The following is a 14,015-nucleotide window of genomic DNA, read 5'->3' as shown; positions in this document are numbered from 1 at the left end:
TGTTGTAATACCAAACAAAAAAATGTATACGCTATCAAAAAATGGTTTAATTAAAAATGTAAAAAAGATAAGGAGGGAAAAACATGAAGAAAAAAACAATATTATTTTCAGTTGGGCTTTTTGGGACATTATTAGGTGGTGGAACTACAGTTCTAGCAGCAGATGCAGCGGATACGATGCCAGATATTTCCAATAAACAAATTTCTGTCGGCTATTACCATAACTGGGAAGCGGAACGTGGTGCAGGGTATCGTGGTGGTAAACCAGCAAATTTGGCATTGGATAAAATCAATCCATTCTATAATGTGATCTCTGTAGCGTTTATGAAAGGGGAAGGCATTCCGACATTTAACCCCTATAATGTATCAGATCAAGAATTTCGTCAAAAAGTTGCTTCATTGAATAATGAAGGCCGAGCAGTTTTGATGTCACTTGGAGGTGCTGACTCCCACATTGAATTACATAATGGGAGGAACAGGCCTTTGCAAACGAAATCATACGTTTAGTCGAACGTTATGGCTTTGATGGTTTAGATATTGATTTGGAGCAAACTGCTGTTGCAGCAGGAGACAATCAATCTGTCATACCCGCTGCTTTAAAAATAGTACGTGAACATTATCAGAAAGAAAACAAACATTTTATTATCTCAATGGCACCAGAATTTCCATATTTAAGAAACAATCAGGCGTATACGCCATATGTTCGTGCATTAGAAAATGAATATGATTTTATCGCTCCGCAATTATATAATCAGGCGGGTGACGGAATTAGTATTGGAACAGAATGGATTGCGCAAAACAATGATAGTCGGAAATACGACTTTTTATATGGTATTTCAAAATCATTCAATGAAGGAAGCGGTGGTTTCATTCAGATCCCTGCAAATAAATTGGCAATAGGAATCCCAGCTAATGAGGATGCGGCTGCTAAAGGCTTTGTAAAAGACCCAACCACTGTCTATCAGGTATTCGAACAGATGGAGAAAGAAAATACACCATTAAAAGGAGTGATGACTTGGAGTGCCAATTGGGATGAAGGGATGAATTCTGCAGGGGTAGCCTACAATGAATCCTTTGCTAAATCTTATCAAAATCTATTTAAAGAAAAAACACCAGACACAGAAAAACCGTCTAAACCAACTAACTTAAAGGGAACAACAACACATTCGACAGTTTCACTCCATTGGACACCATCAACGGATAATGTCCGAGTGTCACACTATAATATTTATCAAAATAATCAATTGATTGGGACAAGCAATACCGCAAGTTATACTGTCGTAAACTTGACACCCGAAACACAATATTCATTTTCGATTGAAGCTGTTGATACAGCGGGCAATCATTCCTTACGTTCAGACATATTAACGATTACGACGAGCAAAGAAACGGAACAAAAGCCATCTGTGCCGAGAGAATTAACGGTGAATAATGTGACACAAGATTCTGTAACAATAAGTTGGGCTGCGAATGATGCAAGTGAAAAGGTCACGCAATACGAGATTTACAGAGAAGGTGTACGTATAGCAGTTACCGGTACGACTACTTTTACTGATACGGGATTAATGTCCGCGAACAGCTATGTGTATCAGGTGAAAGCAATCAATGCAGTTGGCACATCGGAAGCAAGTCCATCAGTTACAGCGACAACGTTAGGTGAAAGTCCTCAAGGAGATACATGGACTAGCGGTAAAGCTTATGGGGTCGGTGAAATTGTGACATACAAAGGAGGAACCTATCGTTGCCTTCAAGCACACACAGCAATCCCTTCTTGGGCGCCAGATATCACTACTGCTTTATGGCAAAAAATCAGCTAATGAGTACGTAAATACGTAAAGATGTAGAACGTCATGTAGGATTATTTATAATATAATCGAAAAACAAATATATGGTAGCAGAAGTAGACTCTTCGGAAAATAAGCCAAAACGAACAAAATATGAAGATTTTTTTGTAAAGCACTTCTTATTTCTCAGAGTGAAACATTTCTGTTTAGCTTCACAGATTTAGAAAAAAAGTATCGGATCTAAAAAAAACGATCCGATACTTTTTTGTCTATTGTTAATAACTATGTAGAAACATATACACTCAATGCAAAACTGCCAGTTTATTTGAATTGCTGAAAAAATATCATAGATGATTATTTTTTACCTTGATACATAGTATAAGGGTAGGACATTTGGAAGAGATCAAAAAAGTACTCCCTACGCAACAACGATAACTTATGAAAAAAGATGAAGTCGCTTAGTCAAGTGATGAAAGAAATCATTCATGTCGAGGAAAAAATGAAACTTGTTGATTGCCTGATATTTTGATACTCTAGATGGATTTATGGGGATGGGTTCGTAGATTAACTGTGTTAAGGTAAAAAATAAGCTGTGAAGCAAGTAAAAAAGGCAAGGAATCCACCTTACCTTTTTATCAGTTATGTAATCATTTTCTTTTATAGTACTACTGGAAGTGTAACAGACCAATCCATCCGACATTCCTCCTTTGATGTTGATAAGAATAATTAAAATAACTTTCTATAAAATAAGTATAACAAGCTATTTCACTGTTGATTAAAATGTATGTTATTGCAACAAAATAAAAAATAATATTTTTTCAAAAAAACTTCTGAATCAACATCTAGAATAGCTTTAGAGATGATTTGTCATCTAAAAAAACATAATGATTTCATATGAAAAATGGTTATTTAATAATTATAAAATAAAAAAATAATTTATTGATAAGCTAACGAAATCTGGGAAGAGGATATGGATTGAATCTTTTTGGAAAAACTAGTAGGATTTTTACAATGGATGAGTGAATAAGTGTCTTATACTCAAAAATACTATTCGTCTGTCATAGGAAAAGGACAGTAAGTTACTCCTTGATAATGTAGTCAAGTATTAAACAAACAATTAAAACGACAAAAATAAGTCCAATATTTAAAGAATCTATATTATAATGGACAGTATCAACTATGATTTTGGAGGAATTTCCATGAGACAAAAAATTGCAGTCCTAGGCCCAGGTTCTTGGGGTACTGCTTTAGCACAAACGTTAGTAGAAAATGGACATGACGTACGTATTTGGGGGAATGTTCCTGAACAGATTGATGAAATCAATACGTATCATACAAATCAACATTTTTTACCAGACTTAAAAATTCCAGAAACGATTATCGGATATCATGAATTAGCAGAAGCAGTGGACGGAGCAGATGCCGTATTATTTGTCGTACCTACGAAAGCAATTCGTGCCGTTGCCCAAGAATTGATCAATAAAATGAATACAAAACCAGTGATCATCCATGCCAGTAAAGGGTTAGAACAAGGGACACACAAACGAATCTCCGAAGTGATTGAAGAAGAGATACCAGCGGAAAAAAGGCAAGCAATCGTGGTTCTTTCAGGACCTAGTCATGCGGAAGAAGTAGCAGTCCATGATATCACGACTATTACTGCGGCTAGTACGGATCAAACTGCAGCAGCCTATGTTCAAGAACTCTTTATGAATGATTATTTTAGAATCTATACGAATAATGACGTCATCGGAGTAGAGACAGGTGCTGCTTTGAAAAATATTATCGCTATCGGTGCAGGAGCAATCCATGGATTAGGATTTGGCGATGATGCAAAGGCTGCAATCATGACTCGTGGTTTGGCAGAAATCAGTCGATTAGGTGTTGCAATGGGAGCTAATCCATTAACTTTTATCGGACTAAGTGGTGTAGGTGATCTGATCGTTACCTGTACAAGTGTTCACTCAAGAAATTGGCGCGCAGGAAATCTGCTAGGAAAGGGTCATAACTTGGATGAAGTGCTAGAAAATATGGGGATGATCGTAGAAGGTGTCTCAACGACTAAGGCTGCCGTAGAATTAGCAGAACAGCTTGGAGTAGATATGCCTATTACACAAACGATTTACCAAGTGTTATATGAGGGTGAAGATATCAAAAAAGCAGCGAAAGAAATCATGTTGCGTGATGGAAAAATGGAAAATGAATTTTCTTTCAGATAGAATTTTCATTCGCTGAATGAGTGAGGGGACGAATAAGATGAAAGTCAAGAAAGCAGTCATTCCGGCAGCGGGATTAGGAACACGTTTTTTACCTGCCACAAAAGCAATGGCAAAAGAGATGCTTCCGATCGTTGATAAACCAACGATCCAATTCATAGTCGAAGAAGCGCTGAATTCAGGGATTGAAGATATTCTGATTGTGACTGGTAAAGAGAAACGACCAATCGAGGATCATTTTGATGCCAATGTGGAATTGGAAATGAATCTACGTAAGAGTGGCAAAAATGATTTGTTGAAATTAGTGGAAGAAACAGCAAAAATAAACCTTCACTTCATTCGCCAGTCACATCCTAATGGGCTAGGTCATGCTGTTTTGCAGGCAAAGACTTTTGTAGGGAATGAACCATTTGTTGTGATGTTAGGGGATGACTTGATGGTGGATCAAGTTCCGCTGACTAAACAATTGATCGATGATTATGAACAAACACAGTCTTCAGCAATTGCCGTGATGGAAGTCGATCAGAAAGATACTTCAAAATATGGGATAATCGATCCAGGAGAAAAAGAAGGCCAAGGGTTGTACCAGGTCAAAGGATTGATAGAAAAACCAGCACCAGAAGATTCACCTAGTAATCTGGCTATTATTGGTCGTTATTTACTTACACCAGAGATTTTTGCAATTTTAGAAACACAAAAACCTGGTGCCGGTAATGAAATCCAATTAACCGATGCGATTGATCGATTGAACAAAGAACACAAGATCGTTGCGCGGTGCTTTGAAGGAAAACGTTATGATGTCGGAGATAAATTTGGCTATCTGCAAACTAGTATCGAGTATGGGTTGCACCATCCTGAAATTGGGAAGGCACTGAAAGAATACGTGATTCAATTGAGCAAAGAACTATAATTCCACTTTAGACAGGTAAAGAATATAGCTATGATCGTTTTTAATTTTTGTTAAAAAAACTATTTTGCCAGATAAATTGAACGAGATTTCTTCATTTATATAGTAGAATGGAAAAGTCGGATTTTTAGAAAAGTAAAATAAAAAGGTGTGTATCGTGCATGGGAAAAGTAATCACAATCAGTCAAACGCTTCTTGATGGATTGAAATGGCTGATGGAAGGAAATAACTGGTTGTTTTTAACTCCAGTGTTGCTGATTAGCGCATATGTCATGTTTAGAATGGTCAAACGAAAAGAAACATTTTTAATTTTCGTTTGGTATTTGGCTACAATCTCGATTTTAAGTTTGATGCTTGAACTTGTTTTAGGTGGTTGGGAAGCTTTGACTTTTGCTGTTATTTTCATTCTACTGTATCTGTTGGTGTATATCCCACATTTATTTAAGAAATTTCATGTGGGTAAAAAAGGACGTCATGCAGCTTCTATGAGTAGGAGAGGGCAACAAAAGTAGATCATAAGATGTAGCTTACTAGAAATTCTGGAATAGTTGGAAATAAAGTTCTTCAAAAAAGTACCAGCAGTGGCCATGAGGAAGGGAAAAAAATTAGTTAGATTGTTTTTACAGGAATTTCAGATTAGAAATATGTTTAGCAAAAAAAGAGAAAGAAGCTACTAGCAATTCAGATCGCTAGAGGCTACTTTCTCTTTTCCTTATGTGTCATAAATCAAGTGTCAAATATTGTTAAAAAAAACTGTGTAGAATAAAGAAAGGAATACAGACAATTAAAGAATATAAAAAATAATTTCGATTATAGCTTTCAGAACCCGTTGTTTGATTCGCCCTCATTCTATCACCTGATACAGCAGTACCAGCTAATGCAGTACCAATCAATAGTGATCCGATTCATATATATTGCAACATGTTTTTTTCTAAGATAAAGTAACTAAGAGTTGAGGCTGGGACAAAAGTAAGAAACACTTTTGTCTCATTCTTTAAAAACGAATAAACGGTGGGAGCAGAAGCAACTCCTTCGTGAATTTCGGCTTATTTCTCAGAGTTAAACACTTCTGTCCCAGCCTCTGTAAAAAAAGTGACTATGTATTTTTTCAATCAATTGATCCTCCTGTACTAAAAAAACGTTCTCTTTTAATAGACGATACCATGATAATACTGCAATTCATATACATAATTTTAGTTATTTAATCTGAGCTATTGATTTTTTAGTCATTCCTTAGTTATCAGGAATACATGACATTTTTTATAGCGAAATAAACGTTTGCTACCAATAATAGAAAAATACAAAAGAAAGAGTAAATGAAGTGGTGTGCTTGAGTGGAATAATAACTTTTATAGATAATAGTAGTGTAACTGCAAGTAAATGTTCAAAAATAGTTTATTTAATTTGTCGATAACAGTTGTTTCTTGTTAGGAACAAAATAAAAAAATCCTATACTAATAGGATTTTGACTAGTGTGATATTGAAAATATTGTTATGTAAAGAATTCTTATCTTTGTTTTTTTGCTATTTCATACTTGCGTTAGTAGGATAGTTTACTTACAATAGTTGCAGATAGAAACAGCTGAATAAAAAGGCTCCTTGATAGTTAGCGGCAACTAACTACCAAGGAATGACCAGTCACACGTCTACACCCTGACCGATCATTTGCCATAGTCAATGCAGTTGCATCGACCTTATTTATTGTACCTAATTTTAGGTGAAATTTCTACCCTTGCTGTAGATTTTTCAAGGGATCGATTGCTTGTTGATTTGCTATGTCAAGGTATTGGGCAGAACGCCTGATACCTTTTTTGTATTTAGCTACTCTACCACAAACTAGTCACTTTCTGTTTCTATCTCACTTAAAATTAGGAAGCTGTTTCTGTCGTGAATATAAAGGCAGGAGAAACAGATGGGTTTACGCTACTTTGATTACTATAATCAATTGGAAAAGAAATTAAGAATCGAAGAACCGCTCATGTCACAAGCCGGAAGATGGATAGCTCGGCAAATCTCTTTGGGTGGAAAATTACAGATATTTGCTAGTCGCTCACTTAGCGGTGTGGCTTTTGAATTTTGGGAACAGCTGCCAGAATCGATCCCAGGAACATTAATAAAAAATCCGGCAAATGGAATATATGAAGAAATAGAAGGAACAGGTACAGCGATCATTGAGCAACTTACTACACAATCGGAAGATATCTTTTTGCTTCTTTCAAATGAAGGCAGAAATCCCAGTATAATAGAATTAGCACAGTGGATCAAAGACAACGACTACACATTGATCGTTGTCACGGGATTTGATCTATCCCGAAGTATCAAGTCACATCACAGTAGTGGATTACGATTATTCGAGTTTGCAGATTTGGTATTAGATAACCATGCAAAGATGAATGATGGTGTCTTGACTTTGCCAAATGTTGATTCTGAGATTTGCGGTGGTACCTCGATTGCTACAATGCTATTGCTTCAACAAATGATCTATTTTACAGTCTGCCAACTGAAATAGTAAATGGAAAATATAGTTAAAAAGAGACAAGAAAGAATTCTTGCGAATTCTTTCTTGTCTCTTAATACACGTTGATGAAAGAGTCTTCCCCAAAACTCTTTACACTGCAATTATAGTACATTAGTTATGATTATTGCAATGAAGTTTATCTATTGAATGAAAAAAAGTCTTAAATAAAGGACCTTATTTATGCAGAGAACGTTTTCCACGAAAAAAATAGTAGAAAACATGAATATATATTTGGAAATATCAGGGAATGAATAAATAGCAGTTATCTACATATGATGAGAAAAATGGATCAACTTTTTACAAAAGATGAAAGATAGAAAATTTTTTTAATCGAAGATTAATTATAAAATATACTTATTTTTCTTAACTAGATATATTTTGATGACTATTAGGAGATTTTTATTTAGTCAAAAGAAAAAAATTTTTTTAATGAATAATTCATGTCTCAAGTATATTTTTACTGTATAATCTAGTTGCTTATCCATTTTTTATTCATTAAATTTGTAAACAGAAAGGAAGAATTGCTTTTGAAGAAAAAAATTTCTTCGGGAAAACCTAAAAGAGATCTTACAAAAATGACGACTCCGCATACGTATGTCATTATTTTTGGCGTTGTTATATTTGCATGGATACTAACATTTCTTGTTCCAGCAGGAAAATTCAGTACACAAGACATTGAATATAAAGATGCAAACGGAGAAACTAGTACACGGACGGTGTTACGACAAGATTCATTCCGTTATGCATATGAATTAGACAAGTCTTATGTGTTTGACCAGTTGGAGGACTTACAAGATAACCCATCACAAAGAGAAAAACTAGATGTTCCAGAAAAAGGCTTAGAAGAGGTCATTTCTGAAGGAGAAAAAAATCTGTCACAAGAGAAACTTGACAAAATTTCTCTGACGGACGATGTGTTGTATGACCAATATGGAGAAAGCATTTATGATACTTCTAAGAAACTCCATAAAACAGCGAAGATTTGGGGAACCGATGATTTTGGTGGATTCGGCTTTTTGAATTTTGTTTTTGAAGGTCTAGTTTCTGGCGATAAATATGGTTCTGCAGTTGGGATCGTTGCCTTGATTCTTGTTGTCGGGGGAGCGTTTGGGATCATCATGCGTACCGGCGCTATTGATGCAGGTATCTATGCTTTTATCAGTAAAACAAAAGGATTAGAGCGCCTTGCTTTACCGTTATTATTTTTCGCTTTTTCATTTGGAGGCGCAACATTCGGGATGGCAGAAGAGGTAATCCCATTTTCTATGGTAATGGTTCCCTTTGTCATTGCTCTCGGGTATGATTCGATCGTTGCAGTTACGGTGACTTACGTAGCATCTCAAGTTGGTAATGCTACTTCTTGGATGAGTCCATTCAGTGTAGCAGTAGCGCAAGGGATTGCGGGAATACCAGTACTATCTGGTGCCACGTTCCGTTTGATCATGTGGATTGTCGTTACGGCGTTATCTGCAGGGTATTTGATGATCTACGGAGAGAAAGTTCGTAAAAATCCGGAAAGTTCTGTAACATATAAATCAGATGAATATTTCAGAAGTCATTTGAAGAAAACAACGGATGAGCGAAAAGCATTTACCTTAGGACATAAGTTGATCTTAGTTGAAATGTTGGCTGTATTAGTTTGGATCGTTTGGGGCGTTACGCAGAAAGGCTATTATATTCCAGAAATTGCATCTCAGTTCTTTGTGATGGGATTGGCAGCTGGGATTATTGCTGTGATTTTCAAACTTGATGATATGAAAGTCAATGATATCGCTTCTTCTTTCCAATCCGGTGCGGCAGATTTAGCTGGAACTGCAGTTGTTGTAGGGATGGCGAAAGGGATCTTATTAGTATTAGGTGGTTCAGATGCATCTGTGCCTTCTGCATTAAATACGATCTTACACAGTATTGGTTCCCTATTATCAGGTGTGCCGGCAGTGATCGGCGCTTGGGCGATGTACATCTTCCAAAGTCTCTTCAATTTAGTCGTTACATCAAATTCAGGACAAGCAGCATTGACGATGCCGATCATGGCACCATTAGCGGATTTAGTTGGTGTTTCACGCCAGGTAGCTGTATTAGCTTACCAATTAGGTTCAGGGTTCATGGATGCTTTTACACCAGTATCAGCAAGTTTGATTGGGGTACTAGGTGTGGCACGTATCGAATGGGCTAAATGGGCAAAATTCCAGATAAAAATGCAAGGATTTTTCTTTGTACTGGGAACGATTTTTATTATGATCGCGATAGCCATTGGTTTACAATAAAAGAATAGAAGAACAAAAAAGCAGCTGGACCTATAGCAGGTGCAGTTGCTTTTTTACAAGAAAGGAAGAAAAAAATGAAACTCATTCGACAAATTGAAGTATACGCACCAGATTATTTAGGAAAATTAGATGTTTTGCTTGCAGGAAATAAGATCATTGCACTAGAGGAAAACATTACAGGTGGTTACTCTGAATTAGAGGTGGAAGAAATTTCTGGGGAAGGGAAACTGTTGACACCGGGATTTATCGACTGTCATTTCCATATCCTAGGAGGTGGTGGTGAAGGAGGCTTTCAAAATCGCACGCCAGAAGTCACGTTGAGTCAATTGACATCAGCTGGTGTGACTACTGTGGTCGGCTGTTTAGGAACAGATGGTGAAGGGCGGGATATGACAGCGCTCATTAGTAAAGCGAAAGGCTTAGAAGCAGAAGGGATTACTGCTTTTGTATATGAAGGCTCGTATCGATTACCTGTCAAAACTGTCACTGATTCGATCATCAAAGATTTTTTGACAATCGATAAAATAATCGGAATCGGTGAAATTGCTGTTTCTGATCACCGTTCTTCTCAGCCAACTTTTGAAGAATTTGCTCGTGCCACTGCTGATGCACGTGTGGGTGGGATGTTATCAGGTAAAGCTGGAATCGTGAATGTCCATCTAGGTGGAGGAACAAGGAAACTTGAACTATTGAAAAAAGTAGTAGAAGAAACCGAAATTCCTATTTCACAATTTTTACCAACCCATGCGAATCGCACACAGGAATTACTTGATGCATGTATTGAATTTGCTAAAAATGGCGGTACTATCGATTTCACTGCAAGCGAAGATCCTGATTTTTGGGAAAAAACAGATGGAGAAGTCCGTTTCAGTAAAGCATTGAAACAATTATTAGATGCGGGTGTTGCTCTTGATAATTTTACGATGACTTCCGATGGTCAAGGAAGCCTGCCTTATTTTGATGAAAACAACCATTTTATCGGGATGGGTGTTGGCAGTGCAAAATCATTATTAGTCGGTATCAAAGAAGCCGTCCAAAAGGAAAATATTCCATTGGAAATCGCACTTCGAGCTATCACAACTAACCCAGCGCGCATTCTAAAGCTTGAAGGCAAAGGGCAAATACAAGTCGGAAATGATGCTGATCTATGTATCCTTGATAAGGAAACACTAACGATTGATTCAGTCATCGCCAAAGGACAAATAATGGTGAAAGAGCAGGAAGTCAAAGTTTGGGGAACATTTGAAAAAACGATCTAGGGAATTTAAGCATTCTGTTTGTCTGTTTCTATAGTTGATGATACCCTGATAGTAGTAAGAGATGAAAATCAAGGGAGGAATTAGAATGGCAGATTTAAAAGGTCGTACAGAAGATACAAAAGATAAAGTAGTTGGTGAAGGAAAAGAAGCATACGGTAAAGCTACCAATGATAAAAGCAAAGAAACAGAAGGCAAAGCTCAATCTTTAGGTGCCGATATCAAAGGGAAAGCACGTGACCTCGGCGACGACATCAAAGAAGGCTTTGAAGATATCAAAGAAAAATTCTCCAAAAAAGACGATCACCGAAAATAAGTATCCATGTTTATCATGTGGAGTTCCCAATATTACATGATGATAAAATGATACCCAACTCAGTAAGCACAAAGAACGGTTGGAACAGGAGCAACTCCTGTTCCAACCGTTTATTTGCCTTCAGAGTATGAGGTCGAGACAAAGGTCGTTTTGGTTTGAAATTTCCAAAAAAATTGACTTTTGGATGCCGTTTATTCGAGAGTCTGTAGCAAACCTGATTGTTAGATTTGTCCCACATTCATTTAGTTACCTACAAAGCGTGAGACAAAAGTTAGGAATTATTCTTTAAAAACGAATAAACGGTGGGAGCAAAAGCAACTCCTTCGGAAATAAGCAGAAATTCACAAAAATTTGAAAAGCAATTTTCGTTAATTTTTTCTTATTTCTCGGAGTTAAACACTTCTGTCCCAGCCTCTAATCTTAGTATGTTTTTCGTGTGTCGAATCAAAAAAGTTATTCTGGCGAATCAAGGGTGATTTTAGCAAATTCTTTATTTTTTAATTCATAGATTTCATCACAGCTTTTGGCAACTTCTAACTCATGAGTCACAATGATGATACAGCGATTTTGTTCATGAGCGATTTCTTGGAATAAGTGGACAATCTCTTGCGAAGATACTTCATCAAGGTTTCCAGTAGGCTCATCGGCGACGATCAATTGATGCTCGCAACAGATAGCACGGACGATAGCCACGCGTTGTTGCTGACCGCCAGATAGTTTTGTCACTTGTTTTTTGGCAAGAGTTTCATCGATACCTACTCTCGCTAAACGTTCTAAAGCTATTCGGCGATACTCTTTATGTTTGGCATTTGAGATTTCCATAGCGACGATCACATTATCAACGGCTGAAAGATACGGCAATAAGTTATAGGCCTGAAAAATAATTGATACATCATTTTTGCGGTAATTCCGTAAGCCGATTTTCGCTAATGATTGTTCTTCGTAGTATACCTTTCCTTCTTTCGGTTGGTCGAGTCCTGAAATCAAAGAGAGAAAGGTCGTTTTTCCAGAACCGCTCGCACCTAAAATAGCGTACATCTTTCCTGTTTCAAATGATAAATTGACATCTTTATAAAGTGCTTCCTCTGGATTTTGATACCAAAAACCTAATTGTTCTGTTCGTAACATCGAATTCCTCCTTTAGTTTAGTAAAATCTTTCTTGGATTTAATCGCAAAATTCCGATTGATGCGAGAAAAACAGAGAGTAAGCTGATACCGAATGCTACACCGGAGAGAAGACCTAATTGTGCAGGCTGAACACTGATTTCGAGTTCGCTTACTTGTTGGGAAACTTCAAACGGATTATTGTTGCTTCTGTTTCTCTGTCCATCAGGAGCTTGGGCATTACCATCGGGCATTTGACCAGGAGGTGTTTGACCCTGATTTTGAGAGGTATTTTCTGTCTGTTGATCTAAAAGTTGCTGACCTACTGCATTAGCTACAACATTACCACTGATCGAAGCCACACCGAGGGCTAGGATCATACATAACGCTACTTCAATAAACAATTGTAGGATGATCTTCGTTCGTGATTCTCCCAAAGAGAGCAAGACACCTAATTCGTGTCGGCGCTCGCGAATCGTGATCATAATAATCAATGTCAGGATGATGACACCTGCAACGGCTACCAGCAAGACAACATTTTTAGAGAAACTTGCAACATTGTTCAACGGTTCAAGCATGGATTGATATAATGCATCATTGGATTGTAGACTGAACGTATCTGTGTCGATCAATTTTTTTGCCTCTGAAATAAAATCAGCCATTTCATCCGGATCAGTCAAAGTGTAAACAGCTGAGTCAATTGTATCATCATCTGTGGTATCGTTCAGTTCATTCGCAAATGTATAAGAGGTATAAAGTGTATTTGAGGGATTCATAAAACTAAAATTCATTCCCATACTACTGGTTGTAGCAGTCGATTCGTATATTCCTTTGACCGTCATTTCATATACAGTGTCTTCATCTTTGGAACTGGTGATTTTGAAGGTATCTCCAACAGATAGATCATTTACCTCAGCTAATGTGGAATCAATGACAACATTGTTCGTCCCTTTATCACTTGCAGTTATTCCTTCACCGTCTGTGATTTTTGCTGTTCCATCTGTAAAATTACTATTTTGACTAGTAGCTGATACACCCCTGATCTGAAAATCTGCTTGCATCATTTGTGGTCCACCACCCATGCCGCCAGGAGCGTTTGTATTGTTTGAATCAGTACTTTGTGAATCACTTGAAGACTCAGAACTGGAAATAGCGGTGATCCCGCTCTTGGCAAGGGCGGAAGCAGAACTTTCAAAAGAGTAGCTTTTCACATTACTAAGTTTGGCTATTTTTTCTGCGTCACTCAACGAAACAGGAGTGAGTGAAAAACTGCCAGGATCTGGACGCTCACTTGATGAGGAATCACCCGTAGAATTCTCCTCTTGGTTTTGGAAAGCTGACTGACGATTGGCGCTTAATGTGACAGTCGCACCAACATCTTTTTGTGCTTGTTTTGCTGCTTGTTCAGCCGCACTTCGAATCGTCAAACCTGCCAGTACAAAAATAAGAATGGCAGTAAAGACTGCGAATAACAATAAAGAACGTCCCCATTTTACTTTGGTACTTTTTAGTGCGCGTTTCATAAAATTCATCGTATGTATCCCTCCTAATAGTTACAAGAACGAGTGTAGGAAAGTCACCTTAAATAGAACTTAAACCCTTTTGTTATTCTATGCAGTGATTTTTACAACTTAGAAAATCTGACTA

9 protein-coding genes and 1 pseudogene are annotated in these 14,015 nt (G+C 37.2%); 8 read left to right on the top strand and 2 right to left on the bottom strand.

The window, feature by feature from the left end; translation table 11 throughout:
• Positions 1-83 precede the first annotated feature (83 nt).
• The 8 genes and pseudogenes from IGI47_RS12030 to IGI47_RS11995 all read left to right on the top strand — a co-directional run bounded on the left by IGI47_RS12030 (position 84) and on the right by IGI47_RS11995 (position 11,263).
• Positions 84-1,816 (top strand): annotated as a pseudogene (locus IGI47_RS12030) (fibronectin type III domain-containing protein).
• A gap of 1,166 nt (positions 1,817-2,982) precedes the next feature.
• On the top strand, positions 2,983-4,002 hold the full coding sequence (locus IGI47_RS12025; RefSeq protein ID WP_438784318.1) for an NAD(P)H-dependent glycerol-3-phosphate dehydrogenase: 1,020 nt from the start codon (positions 2,983-2,985) through the stop codon (positions 4,000-4,002).
• A 37-nt stretch (positions 4,003-4,039) separates the two neighbouring features.
• The gene (gene galU, locus IGI47_RS12020; RefSeq protein ID WP_311930745.1) at positions 4,040-4,909 is read left to right on the top strand and encodes a UTP--glucose-1-phosphate uridylyltransferase GalU; all 870 of its coding nucleotides are present in this window, start codon (positions 4,040-4,042) and stop codon (positions 4,907-4,909) included.
• A 158-nt stretch (positions 4,910-5,067) separates the two neighbouring features.
• On the top strand, positions 5,068-5,418 hold the full coding sequence (locus tag IGI47_RS12015) for a hypothetical protein (RefSeq protein WP_311930744.1): 351 nt from the start codon (positions 5,068-5,070) through the stop codon (positions 5,416-5,418).
• Positions 5,419-6,818: 1,400 nt separating this feature from the next.
• Positions 6,819-7,415: an SIS domain-containing protein gene (locus IGI47_RS12010; protein ID WP_438784317.1), complete on the top strand. Its 597-nt coding sequence runs from the start codon at positions 6,819-6,821 to the stop codon at positions 7,413-7,415.
• Between the two features lie 536 nt (positions 7,416-7,951).
• Positions 7,952-9,691 carry a putative basic amino acid antiporter YfcC gene (gene yfcC / locus IGI47_RS12005; RefSeq protein WP_005876662.1) on the top strand — a complete coding sequence of 580 codons (1,740 nt, stop codon included), beginning with the start codon at positions 7,952-7,954 and terminating at the stop codon, positions 9,689-9,691.
• Between the two features lie 74 nt (positions 9,692-9,765).
• Positions 9,766-10,950 carry a beta-aspartyl-peptidase gene (gene iadA, locus IGI47_RS12000; protein ID WP_311930742.1) on the top strand — a complete coding sequence of 395 codons (1,185 nt, stop codon included), beginning with the start codon at positions 9,766-9,768 and terminating at the stop codon, positions 10,948-10,950.
• Positions 10,951-11,035: 85 nt separating this feature from the next.
• Positions 11,036-11,263 (top strand): CsbD family protein, encoded by a 228-nt coding sequence (locus tag IGI47_RS11995; protein ID WP_123862590.1) that lies wholly within the window; start codon positions 11,036-11,038, stop codon positions 11,261-11,263.
• Positions 11,264-11,716: 453 nt separating this feature from the next.
• On the opposite strand, the gene IGI47_RS11990 is transcribed toward IGI47_RS11995, so the two are convergent.
• Positions 11,717-12,391, bottom strand: coding sequence for an ABC transporter ATP-binding protein (locus tag IGI47_RS11990; RefSeq protein WP_081135572.1), 675 nt, complete (start codon positions 12,389-12,391; stop codon positions 11,717-11,719).
• Positions 12,392-12,403: 12 nt separating this feature from the next.
• Positions 12,404-13,900 carry an ABC transporter permease gene (locus IGI47_RS11985; RefSeq protein ID WP_438784316.1) on the bottom strand — a complete coding sequence of 499 codons (1,497 nt, stop codon included), beginning with the start codon at positions 13,898-13,900 and terminating at the stop codon, positions 12,404-12,406.
• Positions 13,901-14,015 lie beyond the last annotated feature (115 nt).

The sequence above is a fragment of the Enterococcus sp. AZ191 genome, assembly GCF_051713845.1.
GTDB classification, from domain to species: domain Bacteria; phylum Bacillota; class Bacilli; order Lactobacillales; family Enterococcaceae; genus Enterococcus_B; species Enterococcus_B durans.
The sequence above is the reverse complement of the archived record's forward strand: the minus strand, read 5'-3'. Positions and strand labels throughout refer to the sequence as shown.